An 18,788-nucleotide genomic window follows, 5' to 3' on the forward strand; every position below is an offset into this window, starting at 1 on the left:
GATTATTTGATCTGAACACACAAGTTGGCAGGCAGGCTGATCTGTAATTCGAAGTTACGTCCGGTAGACGAGCCTTTGGTATTGTCCAGAAGGATGGAAACATCACCGCCCTGGCCTTGAAGGAAGCGTTTGACAGCGTCCATCCCGACACCTCGTCCTGAAATTTCTGAAACTTTTTCAGCAGTGGACAAGCCTGATTTAAAAATCAAATCAGCGGCCTCCGTATCAGAAACGGTACTCACATCGGAAAACAATCCGGTTTCAACCGCTTTATTCTTCAGTCGTTCCAGATTCAGGCCTTGCCCATCATCGCCCATTTTCAGGATCAACCGGTCATTGATCATATCAGCGGTCAGCCAGATATTGCCCTGAGCTTCTTTGCCCTTGCCCAGACGAATATTACCGGTTTCCAGACCATGATCCATCGAGTTGCGGAACATGTGCATGAACACATCTCTCAGCATGGGGATGGAGTCCTGAACCACACGGATTCCGTTGTCATGGATTTCGACTTTGGGTGGCTCTTTCTGAAGTTCAGCCGCCAGTTTTGGCAGGTTCTGCACAATTTCCTGCACAATGCCATCCAGGGGTTGTGTGTCCATAGCCTTGCGGAAACGTTTGATGGAAGTCGCACCTTTGGGGAAGGTTTGTTGCATATCGAGTTCCAGTTTTTCCAGATAACTGATCAAGGATTTGTCAATCATTTTGCCTTCGTCACCGCTTCCGGCAAAGCCCTCCAGTTTTTCATGGAATACTTCAGCATAGCGGGCAATTCCCTTTTCAGCCAGTTCCAGTTCAACCAGCAATTCTTCGCTGTTCCAGATTTTATCCGGATCTTTTCTGAGTTGGTCATAGGTGTGTTCCACCTGATGGGTTGCGTCCGTGATATAGCTCAAGCCATAGGTACGGGCATTTCCCTTGATGGTATGCATGTTGCGGAACAGGGTCGCAATGACATCTTTGTTTTTGTCATTTGTTTCACTGATGAGTTTGCGGTTTTCCTCAATGAATTTATCCGCGTTTTTAAGGAACGTATGGAATTTGGTGGCAGACACAGTAAGAATCTGGCCAATGATTTCCAGTTCTTCTTTCTGCTGGTTCGCTTCAGCCTGTAATTTTTTCAGTTCCGTCATATCCCTGACACAAAGCAGTATTTTTTCAATCGTGCCGTCGTTGGACATGGGAGACCAGGAAAATTCAAGGTGCTTGGTTTTTCCATTGATCACTTTTTCGATTTCACCGATCAGTAGATGCTGGTTGAACATGAAGTTCATTTCATCTTCACCCAGACTGGAACTGATCGCGGTTTCCATTTGATCCAGATCGTTGATGCCGACACTGGATTCCTTGAAAATCAGATCCATCACATTCCTGCCGGTGATTTCTTTGGTCTCGAAGATGGTTTCCAGAAAATGGGAGTATTCGGGATGAATGGTCTCATCTTCCTGGATGGCAAGGATTCCTTCCTCCAGATTTTCCAGCATACTGGCAATATCATTGGTTTTCTGGCGCAATTTTTCAGTGCGCTCTTCCACGATTTTTTCCAGATTTTCATTGATGTTTTTCAGGTCACGCACCAGTCGTTTGTTTTCCAGAAACGTATCGGCAAAAATGTTACTGGTAACCCACAGAATGGCGAAAATCGCACCCAGAATACCAAACGCGATGGTGGAAATGGTAGACAACAACCCTAGTGCCAGCATGATGTCATTGACCGCTGAAACGAGAAAGATGGACATCAGCACCATCATGGTTCCCGTATGCGGAATCCTGTTGCGTATCCCCTTGATCAACAGATAGAACATTATGAGGATGAAGGTTAGCACCAAGATAAAAATAATGGTGCGGAATATCTGGAATATATGGAGATTGAAATGAACCAGTCCAAGAAACAGGAAGGTGCCAGCCACAATCAGAGTGAGGATTCCTAACACCCAGTTCATCCGGGGGTAAATATAGTTGGTGACATACTCAGCAAACAAGACCATGAAAAAGATCGCACCCATCCCCCAGTAATGCAGAATCAGCAGTGTTTCCACATTCCAGTTACGGGTCATGATGTCAGTGGGATTGATGAGAAACGGGTAAATTCCGAATGTAATCAAAAATACCGACAGATACATCGGATAACGGGTTTTGACGTAAACCAGCAAAAAGAAGAGTCCAAACAGCAAACATACCGTGGAAGCCAGCATCCTGAAGTCACCGCCCATGAAATGCCGGAATGCCAGGGAACCATCAAACTTCTGATATTTTCTGATTTCCAGAGGCAACTGATAAATCCCTGTCATCAGAATGGTGTTCACACGCAGAGTCAGAACCTGACGCGGTTTGGTGATCGTAAACCGCACCGGAACCGGTTGCACCCCATAGTATCGTCCAAGAGTGATCTGACCTTCCCGGTCATAGATTTCCTCGCCGTCCAGGTAGGCATGGAATTTTCCCAGATAGGTTCCCACAAGAAAGGTAACCTCTGTCCCGATCAAGTCAGGATTGAAGTCCAATACCGCCCGATACCAGCCCACTCTGAAATTAACTCCATCCTTGTAGGCTTTTTTCCACGGACCGGGAGCCTTGATGACTTTCCAGTCAGTTGTATCAAGCACGACATTTTTGTTTTCAGGGCGATCATCCCGTGTGAACAGCCATGTGCCATGCATTGGAAAGGGTTTATCCAGATTATCAATTTTGAACAGACAAGAATCACATTTGACTTCATCCGCGGCAAACGCAGGTGAAAACCAGAACACTCCCATCAGCAGTGAAATGATCAGAACGAATATCTTTTTCATAACTCCCCAATTCCCGGATTAATAACAAATAGAGGATTACTCCTCAAAATTTCCCTCACCTTAGCTTTAGCATACGAAAATCCATGATAGCAAGAGTCAGATCCGGTTTATTTGCATTATTTTTATTTTTTTATTTTTTTTCGTGTGCGTTTGCCTGTAGAAAGACGTTTGTTTTTTGTTAAAACCTGGCATAACGTCAGAAATATTGTCACACACATTAAACCGGAACCTTTTTCAGTTTTTGCCCATGTCGTTGACCCTATCCATTTCTGAAGCTGTTGATCAAATCCGACAGGGAAACCGCCGGACTCTGGCCAAAACCATCACACTGCTGGAAAGCACTGTGGAATCGCATGTCGAACAGGGACAGGCCATTCTCGACGCCTTGCTACCCTATACGGGGAAATCTGTCAGACTGGGCATCACCGGTGTTCCCGGTGTTGGTAAAAGCACGTTTATTGAGTCCTTTGGATTGTATCTGATTGAAAACGGATTCCGGGTTGCTGTATTGGCAGTGGACCCCAGCAGTCCGATCACAGGCGGCAGTATCATGGGGGACAAGACTCGCATGGTGGATCTATCGCGGAATCCCCGGGCGTTCATCCGCCCGACACCGTCTTCCTGCACACTCGGCGGGGTGGCCCGTAAAACACGTGAAGCCATGCTGGTTTGCGAAGCCGCGGGGTATGATGTGATTCTGGTGGAAACCGTGGGGGTTGGGCAGTCTGAAACACTGGTAGCTTCGATGGTTGATATGTTCCTGGTGTTGATGCTTCCGAATGCCGGAGATGAACTGCAAGGCATCAAAAAAGGTATTCTGGAAATGGCTGATCTGATTCTGGTGAACAAGGCTGATGGTGATTATCTGGCCAAGGCACAACTGGCTAAACGTGATTATTCCAATGCGCTGAGGTTGGTGCATCCCCGGAAAGCCATGTGGAATCCTGAAGTCCTGCTATGCAGTGCGCTGCAACGCATGGGCTTTGACGAATTGTGGACTTCCATTAAAAAATACAGGGTGCAATTGACTGATGCTGGAGTGTGGGAACAACAGCGTCAAAATCAGGCCTATGACTGGATGTGGTCGCTGGTTGAGGAAGAACTGCAACGTCAGTTTCACAAACACCCGGCAGTACGCAACCTGTTGCCCTCCGTGGAACATTCTGTCAGAAATGATCATCTTCTGCCCACGGTCGCGGCCGCACAATTGCTGAAGGCCTGGCGGGGGGAATAATGCACCTCTGGTGCCCTTCCCCGGCTCATTGGCAAGCCACCGGAGGTGGGCTAAGAGAGGTACACGTCTGTTAAGTTAAAAAATTACCTGCGAAAAAATCCCCCTTTTCAAAGGGGGCATGGGGGATTTCGCGCTCAGAATAACATCCCCCTAACCCCCTTAAACCAAGGGGGAATTGGTGCCGGTACCTTCAGCGTGCTTAACTTAACAGCCTTGCGCCAGAGGTAGGGAACCAGCAAAAATGGTTACAGATTTATGGTCGGGTACTTACCTGCGATTGTTTTTTTAGTTTTTCCAGCAGGTTGGGATAGGACGCCAGCGTGATGTTCATGTGTTCCACGTCAAAATTTTCCGCATGAGACTGTAAAGTCTCGCCGAATTCCCGCAGAGGACGAATCGCGTTATCTTCCCCCAGTTTCAACAATTGTCCGGCAAATATTTGAATCGTGTCAAACACCCCGCCCAGTTTTACCACTTCCCATTGTTTCCATATTTCATTTTCCAGACGTTCCAACAGTTCAGGTGTGATGACCCGGTGTTCCGCGGGCGATGAGGTCTCTTTCGGCAGATTGTCTGTCGGGGAACATTCAAATTCATTTTTTAGGAATCGGGATAATTCTTCCAGGAGGGCATTCAATTTCAGGGGTTTCGGGAGATATCCGTCAAAACCGGAATCCTGCAACCTCGATATTTCGCTGTGCTCAATAGACGCCGTCAGGGCGATGACAGGAATATCCGCGGTTTCCAGAGAACCTTTCAATTTTTTAGTCGCTTCATGCCCATCCATGACAGGCATCCGGATATCCATCAGGATGACATCAGGATGATATTCCCGCGCCACCAGCAATGCTTTCTGACCATTCTCCGCTTCCAGCACCTCGACACCACTTTTTTTCAGGCTTTCCCTGACGAGAAAACGATTGGGTTCCAAATCATCCACCACCAGAACTCTTTTGGAACCGAAATAGAATTGACGCTCAGCCGATATCAATGAGGTGTTCAGGGAAAACTTTGCGGTATCAGGTATCTCGACATCCCGCAATTGTATGGTGAAGACACTTCCCTGATCAGGGATACTGCTGACTGTCAAGGTCCCATTCATCAGATTTACGAGCTTTTTTGTAAGACTCAGTCCCAGCCCTGTGCCGCCGAATTTGCGGGTACTCTGACTATCCTGCTGTCGAAATGACTCAAAAATAAGTTCCTGTTGATGTTGAGGAATACCGATGCCTGTATCCTCAACACTGACATACAGGTCAACCTTGTCCTGACAGCCTGTTTTATTTTCAGTTTTTACAAAAAGTTTGATGTGTCCTTTTTCGGTAAATTTTACTGAGTTTCCAATCAGATTGATCAAAGTCTGCCGAATTCTCACCTCATCCAGCATCAAAAACGCGGGTAACTTCGGATCAAGCTCCACCAGAAATTCAAGTTGTTTACCCTCCAGGATCAATCTGAAAATCTGATCAACCTGATCAATCACGGAAGGCAATGCGACGGCCTCATATTGAATTCTCATCATTCCGGATTCAATCTTGGAAAGATCAAGAATGTCATTGATGATCGTTAACAAACTGTTTCCTGCCGTTTGAACAGACTCGATATATGTTTTCTGGGTTTTATCCACAATCAATGTTGACAGCAATTCGCTGAAGCCGATGACCGCATTCATCGGGGTCCGGATTTCATGGCTCATGTTGGCCAGAAATTGGCTTTTGGCTTTGTTGGCCAAATCAGCCTTCTGACGGGCTTCATCCAGAGCAACGTTTTTTCGTTCCACTTCGATGGCATATTCCAGAAGCGTTGCGGCATACTGTTCAGCATCCTTTTGTGCCTGTATAATTTTCCGTTCAGATTGTTTGCGTTCTGTGATGTCCCGGATGATACCCGTAAACAACTGTTTCCCATCAATATAAATTTCATTGACCGCAAGATCCATCGGGAAAATGGTTCCATCTTTCCGTTGTCCCTCCACTTCCCGGCCAATGCCGATAACACGAGCCTTGCCTGACTCCCGATACAGTTTCATGTATTCGTCGTGTTCACTTTGATAAGGCTCAGGCATCAGCATACTGATATTGTTGGAAATCACTTCTTTCGCACTGTATCCGAAAATGCGTTCAGCCGCATGATTCATGGATTCCACAAGGCCATAGGCATTGATGGTAATGATACCATCCACAATATTATCCACGATTGTACGGATATGGATTTCATGCTCACGCAAATCCTCCGCGATCTCCTGACGTGTCATAATTTCATGTTGGAGCCGCTCATTGGCCTGTTTGAGTTCCAGCGTTCGTTGTGTGACACGGATTTCCAACTGTTCTTTGGCATTCTGAAGTTCCCTGTTTGACTCAACCAGACTATCGGTCATCTGATTGAAAGATCTGGATAATATCCCGATTTCTCCACTGGCTGTTTCCGCGACCCGATGCGAAAAATCCCCGTCACAGATCTGTTGAGTCGCGGTGACAAGATTCATGATCGGGGTGACAATTGATCTGGTGATAAAAACCCCGATCGCAGACGCCAGGAAGAGGATGAAAATGACAAAAGTCACTGTCCATTCAAGACTGTTCTGTAAAGTTTGCTGAGCGCGTCTGGCGGCGATACGGATGGTGACCAGTGAAGATTCAAACGAGTGTTCATATTGCACACCCCGTTTGACAAAATATTCCCGCAAATGCCCCTCAAAAATCCATTTTTGTTCCCGATAGGCGCGGTTTTCCAAAATTTCAACGGCTCTGGACAGATGCCCCTGAAGGGCTTGTTCAAGTGCCTCATGTTCCATGTCAACCAGCAGGTTATTGGCCTGTTTCAGTCGATGATAAATCTCTTGGTCTTTTTCATCTCCACGATCAATGGCTTGTTGAATCGCCTGGTCTAGCAGAGGTTCGAACGCATAATAGCGCTGTTTCCACTTTTGAATTCCTGTAAAGGCAAAATTACGAGCACTGTTGGTCAAAACTTCATCATAATAACGGATGGTTTGAGCCAATGAATCCATCTCAGCGTCATGACTCACCTGTTCAATGCTCAACGGAATGTCTTCACTGAGGGGCCGTGAAACATACTGAAGTTGCCGTAGCGCCCAAAATCCCTCAATCGCGGCTAAAACTGAGAGAATTAAAAATCCTGTGAATAATTTTTTTTTGATCGTCATAAAGAGTTTCCGTTAATCCCTGATCAATTCCCTGGCTTTTGCCAGCACTTCCTGTGGGACTGTAATGCCCAGTGTCTCTGCTGTGTTCAGATTAATGACAATGTAATCTTCTCTGGGTGATTCAGTTTGCAGCCAGGAAGGTTCTGAACCCTGCAAAATTAAAGACGCTTTTTCTCCGGCTATTTTCCCGAGAGCCATGAAATCGCCCACGTTGCCAACCAGAGCGCCTTTCAAGACGCCCTCCTTGTTGCAGGCAAAATTGGGTTTTTTATACTGTTTGCTGAAGTCATTGATAATTTCCTCACCTCCGGCATGGGTCAGTGTGTCACAGGTTGAAAAGATGGAATCTATCTCATCCACATGTTCCTGCAACTGCTGACGTATATCTTCCAGATCAACCGCCGCGATATCAATTATTTTAATTCCACGATTTTCCAGCAAATTTTTGATTTCATTGAACTGATTTGTTGAATTGGGTTCATCTTTTCTGCGAACCACAGCCAATGATTTTGTTTCGGAATATATTTCTTCAAAAACGTAATACTGTTTTGACGGGGGAACATAGTTGCGGGTTCCAACCAGATTATTTCCGGAGGATTTCAATGAGTCAATGAGTCCGGATTCCACAGGATAGGTACAGATGGAAAACACCACAGGAATCGGGTTTTCCATTTTGCTGGTCAATTCCTTCGCGATCATTGTTCCCGGAGTTGTCAGCGAATAGATCAAATCGACTTTTGCTTGAATGAAAGAATCAATGATGGCTCGTTGTTTTTCCAAATCAGCCTCGGAATTTTTGACAATGAACCGCACATTGTTTCCTTCGATATACCCATGTTCCTCAAGACCTTCCTTGAAGCCATCGACACTCCTTGCGAATTCGGGATTGCTTCCCCATTGTGCGACACCAACCGTCAGGATGTGTTCTTTCTGAAAATGACTGAAAAGAGTTATGAGTAATCCTGTGGTGACAATGAGTAATCCCGCGATGGATATTATTTTTGTTAATGGACTGTTCTTCATTTTTCCTCCGACAGTATTTATCTCTCGTTGCCCAGATATTCAAAACCAACAATGGTATAATCATCATTGCAGGGGGTTCTCTCGCTGAATGATTCAAGGTGTTCCATCAAATCTGTCAGAAGGGTTGAAAGACTGGACGTTCTGTTTTTTTCCAAAAAGGAGAGCAGTCGATTTCGCCCATAGGGTTTGCCCTCAGCGTTTTCCCATTCCGTGATGCCATCGGTGTAAACAATAAACCTGTCATTCGGATGGAGTTGGATGTTTTTTTCTTCATAGGAACTGAGGCTTTCCTCTGCGAATATCCCCATCGGCATTCCTCCTGTCGACAATTGAACCAGGGGGGATCCATCGGCAGGAACAATGATCAAAGCCGGGTGTCCCGCATTACAAACAGTCAATTGTCCCTCCGGGGTGATTGTCGCGTAAATCCCGGTGATAAAACGGCCTTCCAGATCGCGATGACTCAATGTTCTATTTATTTTTTCGACAACATTTTTGGCACTATCCTGCTCGTTTTGTCCATCAAGTATTCCGGGAATCATCATGGTGATCAGGGATGCCGGAACGCCATGGCCGGTTACGTCACCAATAAAGAAACAGAACTGGTTGTCTTTGAGGCAAAAGTCCACCATATCGCCTGACACCTTGCCCAAGGGATGAAAAACCATGGCAGACGATAAAAAAGGAACAGCCACGGTTTCCCGCATCACAGCCCGTTGAATGATGGAGGCGACATTCAATTCCTCCTCACTCTGTTTATAAAGCTTCTGAACTTCTACCAGCGCCTGTTTCAAAGCAAGATGCGTTCTGACCCGTGCCATCAATTCTTCACGGTTGAAGGGTTTGGAAACATAATCCACCGCTCCCGCCCTGAATCCCTCAACAATGCTTTCCGGTTCAACTTTTCCGGTCAGAAAAATAATGGGAATGTCGCGTGTCACCGGGGATTTTTTCAGACGGGCACAGACCTCAAAGCCATCCATTTCAGGCATCATGACATCCAGCAGAATCAGATCAATTGAAATTTTATGTACCAGTTCAAGGGCGTTTTTCCCATTCTGGGCAAAGGCGATCTGATAATGTTCCTGTTTTAAAAAACCTGCGAGAACCTGAATATTCTTGGGAACATCATCCACAATTAAAATCATGGGTGCTTTGGTGGGTGTTTTTGTCATCAAGACCTTTAACTGGATGTTTGTTGGAAGACTGGGGCGGTTGCTTCAGTCTGAAATATTATCCTGCTTTGGCCAGCGTTTCCACGCTAGAGTGCTCCTTGAGACGTTCCATCAATTCAAACAGGTGTGTTTCCGAATCCGTCGTGACAAGTCGGGTTCTCCATTCTTTCGCCTGATAAAATCCCTGGATGTATTCGGACAAATGTTTGCGGAATTCACGGATCGCAATGCGTTCCGGCAAGGTTAGACGCAGAAGACGGTAATGCTCCTGAGCCACTGTAACGGTTTCAACCAGTGTTGGCGGATGATGTGTTTCAGGATTTTGAAAGACCCACGGATTGCCGATCGCCTTTCGGCCAATCATGAAGCCATCCAGATTTTTCAGTTTGTTCATGCCATCGACATAATTCTGCACATCGCCATTTCCAATCACCGGAATGGCCAGATGCTGTTTCAGTTCATAAATGGGGTTCCAGTCAGCCTGTCCCTTGTAGGCCTGCTGATACGTTCTGCCATGGATCGTGAGCAGTGATACTCCGGCGGATTCCAGTTTTCTGGCAAAGGGAATCAAGCCTGTCGAGTCCGACCAGCCAAGCCTTGTTTTAACCGACACTTCCAGCGAACAGGCGCTTCGGACCGCTTCCACAATGCGGCAGGCCGTGTCAGAATCTTTCATCAACGCACTGCCATGCTGGGAAGCCACCACTTTTTTTGCGGGACACCCCATATTGATGTCAATGCCAAGGATGCCGCGTTGTTCCACCATCCGGGCGACTTCGGCGAAGGATTCCGGATTGTTGCCGAACAACTGCATAAAAAACGGATGCTCCACTGGCGAATAATCCAGACGCTGCCGCACAAAATCACTGCGGATCAAACCTTCAACATTGGTGAATTCACTGAACAGGACAACAGCAGGATTCAACTGCCGGACAATCTGGCGATACATCGTGTTGGTGATGCCATCCATTGGCGCCAGGCATACAATTGGTTTTGCAAATTCAGACCACATGTGACACTCAAAAAATAATCAACAGGAAAAACAGGAACTATTCTGATAAACAAGCGCCACAATTTACCGGGAAGCGTTTTTGTTTCAAGCGGATTATCCCGTCTGAAACATTACAACGCCTGATGTTAAAAAGGATGACTATGAAAAATATCACGGCAAATCATCACGAGTATTTTAAGGATCGGCTGTCGGCCACTGAAAAGAAACAGATTGATCAATGGTTTGGGGAATACATCAATGAAGGACAGATCAAATATCTGCGTGCGGGCCATCTGGATGTTCTGGAAACAAAACGGCAGGGAATCCATTTCACGGAACCTGTCAACGGACAACGGATCATGGATGGATTTTCCGCGGCCGGCAGTTTCAACGTGGGCCGCTTGAATCCTGAAATAACAGCGGTTTTGCGGAACGCTCTGGATCAATGGGACATGGGCGACATGCAGAGCATTTCTCCTGTCAAAGTCAAACTGGCCCGAAAACTGACCGAACTGGCTCCCGGAAATCTGAACAGGATTCTGTTTGCCTCGGGTGGCGGTGATGCTCTGGAAGCCGCCATCAAACTGGCACGCGGAGCAACAGGACGTTCAGAAATCATCTCCACCGTCAAGGCCTATCATGGTCATACCGGCTTTGCCCTTTCAGCCAACGGCAAAGAACATTATCGCAAATATTTTGAACCGTTGATTCCTGAATTCCGGTTTGTGCCCTTCAACGATCTGCACGCCATGAACTCCATTGTCTCAGAAAAGACAGCCGCGATCCTGGTGGAACCGGTACAGGGAGAGGCTGGAATCTTTGTGGGAACTCCGGATTATCTCAAGGGATTGCGGCAACTGTGCGACAAATTTGGCTGTCTGCTGATTTTTGATGAAGTCCAGACAGGCTTTGGACGGACAGGAAAAATGTTTGCCTGCGAACACTCCGGCGTGGTTCCGGACATCATGGCCCTGGCCAAATCCATGGGCGGTGGTGTTTATGCCAATGCCGCGGTGCTGTATCAGGATTCAGCCGCCTTGGTCACGTTTGTGGAAGCCCACCCGGAATTTCACACTTCCTGGGGCGGCACCGATCTGGGGTGTGAAGTATCCCTGGCCGTGCTTGAGTATCTCCAGAAAAATCGTCTGTGGGAACATGCCGAAAGGATGGGCAACAAGCTTCAAACCGCCTTGAGCGAGATACAGCAGGAAAATCCCGAAATCATCAAAGAGATTCGCGGGATCGGGTTGATGATTGGTGTGGAATATCTCCATGAATTCATGGGGCCGATGATGTCCGACGCGCTCGCCAGAAACGGGGTGTTCGCGGTGTATTCCGGAAACGCTCCTCAGGTCATGCGGTTCATGTTTCCGCTGGTGATTTCAGAGGATGAAATGGAACAGGTGATTGACGCCATTCGCCATGCGGTTCATGCGATGAAATGGCTGTTTCCTGTGGCGTTGCATGTGGCCAAAGTACCATTTTTGCTGGAATGGCTGAATGATGAAAAATTTCAGACCACCGTGTTTAACGGCTTGAGAAAACTGGAAGACCTGCAACGGAAACTGAATCCATTTTTACGGAGGAAAAAATGAACAATGAAACTGTGTCACAGAAAGAAATGCTACAAACCTGGGGCAATCTGGTTTCCAAAGCGCAAGTGAACCGTCTCAAATCGCTGGGGCAGGATTTTGTGGTTGCGGGATCATCGGATGTGATGATTTATGACATGGAAGGCCGAGAATATATTGATTGCCACACCTCTGCCGGCATTTTCAATCTGGGCCGACGGCATCCGGAAATACAGAAACATTTTCAGCAGATTCTGCTGGAGGCCGATCAGGGAAATTTCCCGATGATTTCACGGGAAAAAGCGATACTGGCAAAAAAACTGGCTGAATTCGCTGAAGGAAATCTTTCCCAATCCATGTTTGGTGTGACCCGGGGTGAGGCACTGGATTTTGCGTGTAAACTGGCTCGGGGATATACCGGAAAAGCCCGCTTGTTGTCTGTCAAGGGGTCCTGTTTCGGACAAACCGGTTTTGCGCTGTCGCTCAGTGATCTTCCCGAAAAAGCCTTGTTCACGCCACTGGTTCCCATGACCGAGATTGTGGACTTTGAGCCTGCGGAGACACTGATTCAAAACATCACCACAACAACAGCCGCGATTTTTCTGGAACCGGTTCAAACCGAAAATCATGCCCATGAATTTTCTGAGGAGTTGCTCAGGATGATCAGAAAACGCTGTAATGAAACCGGCACCCTGCTGGTGTTTGATGAAACCCAGACAGGCATGGGGCGAACCGGGAAAAAATTTGCCTTTCGGCATCACACCGTTGAGCCGGATATGCTGGTGTTGGGGGAAGCTGTTTCCGGAGGGTTTTTCCCGTTAACCGTCACACTTTATACCCCTGAACTGGGCACCTTCATGAACGCCCATCCGTTGATCCATCTTTCCACTTTTGGCGGTTCTGATCTTGGTTGCCGGGTGACGCTGAAAGCACTGGAAGTTTATGAAGCCACTCAACCCTGGAACAATGCTGAAACAGCAGGGCTGGAATTTCAACGTGGATTGAATAGTCTTAAACAGAAATATCCTCCATTGCGTTCGGTGGCGGGAAAAGGCTTGTTGTGGTCGCTACGGTTTGGCAACAGGGCACAGGCTCGCAAGGTCTGTCAATCGCTGGCAAAAAACGGTGTCTTGTGTCAACCCGGTCGGGTGGATCAAAACACCGTGTTATTGCGTCCGGCCCTGACCCTTCAAGCCGCTCACATCCGGAAAATCCTGGATGCGCTTGAAATCACGTTGAGTGCTCTGAGCACCTCGTGAATAAGGTAGATCTAATCATTTTGCCGAAACCTGCGGATGCTATCGAGAATGAGTGACTCCTGACCTTTGGCAAACCAGTGGATATCCGGTTCTTTGCGGAACCAGGTCAATTGGCGTTTGGCAAAATTGCGGGTTTTTTGCTGAATTTGTTCAACCATTGCGTCACGGGTCAGTTTACCGGAAAGGTATTGAGCAATCTGCAGATAGCCAATAGCCTTCAGGGGTTTGAGTTCCGGTGAATAACGTTCCAGCAGAAATTCGACTTCTTCAATCCATCCGGCATCCATCATCAACAGGGTGCGCTGATTGATCCGTTCATAGAGTGTTTCCCGCTCAAACTGGTAACCCAGCGCCAACAATGGATACTTGGGCGTTGCGTCGGCAAAGGCGTTTTGTTCCTGAAATACAGCCATGGAGGTGCCGGTGTGTAACCATACTTCCAGTGCGCGCAGAATGCGTGAGGTGTCATTGGCGTGTAACCTTTCCGCCATCACAGGATCATGATTCCGCAATTGCTGATAACAATAATTCAGACCATGTTCAGCATGCCATGTTTCCACCTGTTCACGAAGCGCTTCCGGAACTGCTGGAATTTTGGAAATTCCATAAACTGCCGCCCGAAAATACAATCCGGTTCCGCCAACCAGAATCGGAAGTTTGTTTTTTTGTGCTATTGCCTGAATCAAGTGGTCACAATCCGTCTCAAACTTGCCGGCAGAATAGGTCTGGTCCGGTTCAATCAGATCCAGTTGATGATGCGGGATTTTTGCCTGATCGACCTTGTCAGGTTTGGCCGTGCCAATATCCATGAAGCGGTAAACCTGCATGGAGTCTGTGCAGATGATTTCTCCATTCAGAGTCTGAGCCAGTTCAATTGCCAGCTCACTTTTACTGCTGGCGGTTGGGCCGACAATTGCCAGAACAGGCAGGCGTAAATGATTTTCAGCGGTCAATGTCATGGAATGTTCCCTCGATAGTGGTGAATGGTTGCAGAAACTAAGGTCCATCAACCGCGAGCATCTCTTGCAGAGCCTGGATCAAATCCTCATGGTCATGATGGTATCCCAGTTCCTGACGTGCTTTGGTGTCATTCACAAAATGAAACGCACTGCCCATCACAGCTTGTTGAGGATTGATCACCAGTTTAAGTTTTCCCAGAATTAATGCCGCAACTCTGGGAATGGTCAGGACAGGCAGACTGTGTTTGTCGGGAGACACTCTTTCATGCTGGAGTTGCCGAATCAGTTTGGCAAAAGCTGTCATCGTCAAATTCTCACCACCCAGTATGTAAGTTTCACCAATCCGTCCTTTTTCCAACGCCAGCATCACGCCTTCAGCCACCCGCTCCACAGAAGCGTAGCTCACACCACCCGCAAGTACAGGGAAGCCCTTCAGGATTTTTTCGACCAGTCCTACATTGGTGCTGGTTGCCCGACCTGTTGGTGGGCCGACCAGCGAACCTGGCTCCACCATCACCAACGGCAGAAGACTCCGTTGGCAATAGACTGTCATCAGTTGTTGAATTTCATATTTGATATCGCAATAGATACTTCGGGTGGGCTGGAAATGACTCACCGATTCAGTGAGATATTGCGCCGGTGCGGGTTTGCTGAGCATAAAACCACGAGCCGCGACACTGCCGACACCAACAATTTTGTGGAGTTTCCGCTGTGTGTGAAGTTCCTCTGCCAGTTGCATAAAATTCAGGGCGGTCTGAACATTATGTTTTCGTGCGGTTTCATAATCGTGATGATAATTGACCGAACCCACCGCAAAAATCAGTTGGAAAATCTCATGTTTCAGCAAAAATTGTTTGATTCTGCTCAGATCTTCCTGAATCAGCAAATCCGCAGTCAGCGTTTCTCTGATATATTTTTGCACATGATCGGTCTGGGAACCGGATCGCACCATTCCATAAACCTCATATCCATGGGCATGCAGTATTTTAGCGGTGCGACTGCCCAGAAAACCTGTGATTCCTGCGATAAAAATCTTCGATGACATGTTGAACCTCTATTTGTTTTTTGTTGGGCGACCCGTATCTATTTTTGTGTTGGGCGACCCGCCGGTCGCCCCTACGGTTTCAACGTTGTGTGTGGGCATACCGCACCAGATGATATCAACGCCCCAACGGGATTATGTTATGCGTAGGGGCGACCCGCCGGTCGCCCATGGGTGATGCACATCGCCGACGAGATTGTGTTGGGCGACCCGCCGGTCGCCCCTACGGTTTCAACGTTGTGTGTGTGCATACCGCACCAGATGATATCAACGCCCCAATGGGATTATGTTATGCGTAGGGGCGACCCGCCGGTCGCCCCTGGGTGATGCACATCGCCGACGAGATTGTGTTGGGCGACTCGCCGGTCGCCCATGGGTGTTGAACCTGGCCTATGAGATGTTGATTATGTGTAGCAGAATCCATGGATTTTCGTCCAGTCCAAATGATTTGCGAAAAAAGGCAACCGTATGCGTCTGTATCGCTGAAATCAAAGCAATATAGACTTGCAAGGTTATGGCTGTTTGCTTATGGTTTCCTGCTTTCCAAACCGTCTTTGGAGTTTTTATCAATCAAACGGAGAAGAAAATATGAAAGAATATTATCCGATGGGAGAACACCCAGCTTTGGGAGAAGTTCCACAATACATGTTAGCTCAAGTAATCAGAGAGTCACGTTTTGGTGAACCAAAACAGGCATTTCAGATCGAAAAGATTCCTGTGCCTGAAATGGGCCCACGGGATGTTCTGGTGTATGTCATGGCAGCAGGTGTGAACTATAACAATGTCTGGGCCGCTCTGGGGATTCCGGTCAATGTTATCAAAGCTCGTAACAAACAGGGAGAACCTGAAGATTTTCATATTGGCGGCAGTGACGCATCCGGTATTGTCTGGAAAACAGGCAGTGATGTGAAAAACGTCAAGGTCGGTGATGAAGTGGTGGTCCATTGTGGCTGCTGGGATCCAAACGACCCTCATGTTCTGGCCGGCAAAGATCCGGGAATCGCTCCAAGTCAACACATCTGGGGCTACGAATCCAATTATGGCAGTTTTTCACAGTTCACCCGGGTCCAGGACCATCAATGTCTGCCCAAACCCAAGCATTTGAATTGGGAAGAAGCCGCAACCTACATGCTGGTCGGCGCAACCGCATACCGGATGTTGCATGGCTGGTTGGGCAATCAGGTTCAGAAAGATGATCCGGTGCTGATCTGGGGTGCCGCCGGTGGTCTGGGTTCCATGGCAATCCAGATTGTCAAGGCCGCTGGTGGTTTGCCGGTTGCGGTTGTTTCAGAAAAAGATAAATTCGATTATTGTAAAAAACTGGGTGCTGTCGGAGTGATCAATCGTAAGGATTTCAATCACTGGGGTATGATGCCACACTGGAAAGACACCGAAAAATATAATGAATGGCTGGCCGGAGCAAAAAAATTCGGCAAAGCATTCTGGGACGCTCTTGGACAAAAACGCAGTCCGACCATCGTGTTTGAACACCCTGGTGAAACAACGATCCCAACCTCCATTTTCATGGTGGAAACCGGCGGTATGGTGGTGATCTGTGCTGGCACAACCGGATTCAACGCCACTTTGGATTTGCGCTACCACTGGATGCGACAGAAACGTCTTCAGGGATCGCATTTTGCCAATGATGAACAATGCGCGGCCATCAACCAGCTCGTGATTGACAAGAAAGTGGATCCTTGTCTGGCTCGAACGTTCACGTTTGAACAAACCGGTGACTGTCATCAGTTGATGTATGAAAACAAACATCCTTCCGGCAATATGTCCATTTTGGTCAATGCCCGCAACACAGGAATGACGACCTTATAATCTGGAGATCTCTATGAGTGCAATTGTATTGAGTGGTGAAAGCAACGGAACAGCATGGCTGGCCGCAGGGAAAACCCTGCTGGATCAAGCCGGTGAGCAGGTCCGCGCTGTTTTGAAAAAACTGGCGGAATTGTCCACCAAAGACGGATCGATTGATACTGATCTGATGGATAACTATCAGGTGGAAGCTTATCGTCTGGGGATGGTTTATTCCCAATGGCAGGCGGCTGAAGTCATGGTGGAATATGCGGAACTCGGCGAACTGGAACGAACGATGGCCATCGGTTATATCGGCACAACCATCCAGGCGATTCGGGAACAGTTGTCCTATTGCGCCCTCAGACTGGATAGCTTCACTGCGGAATGTCAGCAGTTTTTGACCGACAAAATCACCAGTCAGTTTATCGCTGAAACAGCAGGCAGTGAATATGCTGGAAAAGTCCTGGAACTGATTGATCGGTTTCAGTCGGATGGTTCCTGGAATCTGGGCGAAGATCACACGCTCATGCTAGAAACCTTCAGGGATTTTGCTGAAAAAGAAGTGAAACCTCTGGCTGAAGAAATCCATCGCAAAGATTTGCTCATTCCGGAAAAAATCATCAAAATGGTCAAGGAACTCGACTGTTTCGGCCTGTCCATTCCTGCGGAATATGGCGGATTTCAGGACGAAGAGGACAATCTGGGAATCGTGGTGGTCACCGAAGCTTTGTCTCGTGGCGCTGTGATTGTCGGAAGTCTGATCACACGGCCTGAAATTTTGTCAAAAGCCCTGCTGAAAGGCGGAACCGAAGCACAGAAGAAAAAATGGTTGCCCAAGCTCGCTTCCGGCGAAAAACTGTGCGCGGTTGCGGTCACAGAACCCAACGTGGGTTCCGATGTGGCCGGAGTGTCTGTCACAGCCAGGCAAACACAAGGCGGATGGCTGATCAACGGTGTTAAAACCTGGTGTACTTTTGCCGGAAAAGCCGATCTGCTGATGGTGCTGGCACGTTCAGAGGAAGATCCCAAACTCAAACACAAGGGATTGTCCTTGTTCATTGCTGAAAAACCTTCGTTCAACGGCCATGATTTTGAATACACCCAACCACAGGGCGGCCATATTTCCGGACGTGCGATCGCCACCATCGGCTATCGCGGAATGCATTCCTATGAAGTCAATTTTGAAAACTATTTTGTCCCTGAAGATCAACAGATCGGTGGACAGGAAGGTCGAGGAAAAGGCTTTTACATGCAGATGGCAGGCTTTTCAGGCGGACGTCTGCAAACAGCGGCTCGAGCTTTGGGCGTCATGCAGGCGGCTTATGAAGCCGGAAAGCAATATGCCAAGGATCGGAAGGTTTTTGGTAAGTCCCTGATTGACTACAGAATATCTCAAGCAAAAGTAGCTCAAATGGCCATGTCGATTCAGGCCTGTCGTCAATTGACCTACAAAGCCGCACGGTTGATGAACGAAAAGAAAGGGCAGATGGAAGCCTCCATGGTGAAACTGCTCTCCTGCCGTCAGGCGGAGTATGTCACCCGTGAAGCGCTCCAGCTTCATGGTGGTATGGGCTATGCTGAGGAATATGCGGTTTCCCGCTATTTTCAGGATGCCCGTGTGTTGAGTATCTTTGAAGGAGCCGAAGAAATTCTGGCTCTGCGTGTGGTCATGCCTGCTCTTCTTCGTGAAATAGCAGGCTGATTTTTATTGTTGCGGGAACCGGAATCCCGGTTCCCCTCCCATTGCCTGCCGAACATCCCTTCTGTAAA

At 47.8% G+C, this 18,788-nt stretch carries 12 protein-coding genes; 5 read left to right on the plus strand and 7 right to left on the minus strand.

Annotated features, from left to right (window positions below; all coding sequences use genetic code 11):
- Positions 1 to 2 precede the first annotated feature (2 nt).
- Positions 3 to 2,792 (minus strand): Hpt domain-containing protein, encoded by a 2,790-nt coding sequence (locus HQM11_11500; protein MBF0351650.1) that lies wholly within the window; start codon positions 2,790 to 2,792, stop codon positions 3 to 5.
- 247 nt (positions 2,793 to 3,039) lie between these two features.
- On the opposite strand from HQM11_11500, the gene meaB reads away from it, so the two are divergent.
- On the plus strand, positions 3,040 to 4,026 hold the full coding sequence (meaB, locus tag HQM11_11505; GenBank protein MBF0351651.1) for a methylmalonyl Co-A mutase-associated GTPase MeaB: 987 nt from the start codon (positions 3,040 to 3,042) through the stop codon (positions 4,024 to 4,026).
- Between the two features lie 253 nt (positions 4,027 to 4,279).
- On the opposite strand, the gene HQM11_11510 is transcribed toward meaB, so the two are convergent.
- The 4 genes from HQM11_11510 to HQM11_11525 are packed head-to-tail and all read right to left on the minus strand — an operon-like array spanning position 4,280 to position 10,402.
- Positions 4,280 to 7,192, minus strand: a complete 2,913-nt coding sequence (locus HQM11_11510; GenBank protein MBF0351652.1) for a PAS domain S-box protein — start codon at positions 7,190 to 7,192, stop codon at positions 4,280 to 4,282.
- 12 nt (positions 7,193 to 7,204) lie between these two features.
- Complete coding sequence (locus HQM11_11515) at positions 7,205 to 8,215, minus strand: ABC transporter substrate-binding protein (GenBank protein ID MBF0351653.1); 1,011 nt, start codon at positions 8,213 to 8,215, stop codon at positions 7,205 to 7,207.
- A 17-nt stretch (positions 8,216 to 8,232) separates the two neighbouring features.
- Complete coding sequence (locus HQM11_11520) at positions 8,233 to 9,390, minus strand: SpoIIE family protein phosphatase (GenBank protein MBF0351654.1); 1,158 nt, start codon at positions 9,388 to 9,390, stop codon at positions 8,233 to 8,235.
- 58 nt (positions 9,391 to 9,448) lie between these two features.
- Positions 9,449 to 10,402 carry a tRNA-dihydrouridine synthase family protein gene (locus HQM11_11525; GenBank protein MBF0351655.1) on the minus strand — a complete coding sequence of 318 codons (954 nt, stop codon included), beginning with the start codon at positions 10,400 to 10,402 and terminating at the stop codon, positions 9,449 to 9,451.
- Positions 10,403 to 10,542: 140 nt separating this feature from the next.
- On the opposite strand from HQM11_11525, the gene HQM11_11530 reads away from it, so the two are divergent.
- A complete protein-coding gene (locus tag HQM11_11530) occupies positions 10,543 to 11,976 on the plus strand; it encodes an aspartate aminotransferase family protein (protein ID MBF0351656.1) in 1,434 nt (477 codons plus the stop codon).
- Positions 11,973 to 13,211, plus strand: a complete 1,239-nt coding sequence (locus HQM11_11535) for an aspartate aminotransferase family protein (GenBank protein MBF0351657.1) — start codon at positions 11,973 to 11,975, stop codon at positions 13,209 to 13,211. The genes HQM11_11530 and HQM11_11535 overlap by 4 nt, the downstream gene beginning before the upstream one ends.
- A gap of 11 nt (positions 13,212 to 13,222) precedes the next feature.
- Here the strand turns inward: HQM11_11535 and miaA are convergent, their stop codons facing one another.
- Both miaA and HQM11_11545 read right to left on the minus strand, forming a co-directional pair.
- The gene (miaA, locus tag HQM11_11540) at positions 13,223 to 14,170 is read right to left on the minus strand and encodes a tRNA (adenosine(37)-N6)-dimethylallyltransferase MiaA (protein MBF0351658.1); all 948 of its coding nucleotides are present in this window, start codon (positions 14,168 to 14,170) and stop codon (positions 13,223 to 13,225) included.
- 37 nt (positions 14,171 to 14,207) lie between these two features.
- Positions 14,208 to 15,215, minus strand: a complete 1,008-nt coding sequence (locus tag HQM11_11545) for an NAD-dependent epimerase/dehydratase family protein (GenBank protein ID MBF0351659.1) — start codon at positions 15,213 to 15,215, stop codon at positions 14,208 to 14,210.
- Positions 15,216 to 15,800: 585 nt separating this feature from the next.
- Between HQM11_11545 and ccrA the strand changes: the two genes are divergently transcribed.
- Together ccrA and HQM11_11555 are read left to right on the plus strand one after the other, a co-directional pair.
- Complete coding sequence (ccrA, locus tag HQM11_11550; GenBank protein MBF0351660.1) at positions 15,801 to 17,039, plus strand: crotonyl-CoA carboxylase/reductase; 1,239 nt, start codon at positions 15,801 to 15,803, stop codon at positions 17,037 to 17,039.
- Positions 17,040 to 17,052: 13 nt separating this feature from the next.
- Positions 17,053 to 18,720, plus strand: a complete 1,668-nt coding sequence (locus tag HQM11_11555) for an acyl-CoA/acyl-ACP dehydrogenase (protein ID MBF0351661.1) — start codon at positions 17,053 to 17,055, stop codon at positions 18,718 to 18,720.
- Positions 18,721 to 18,788 lie beyond the last annotated feature (68 nt).

It is taken from the genome of SAR324 cluster bacterium (genome assembly GCA_015232315.1).
Lineage (GTDB): Bacteria > SAR324 > SAR324 > SAR324 > NAC60-12 > JADFZZ01.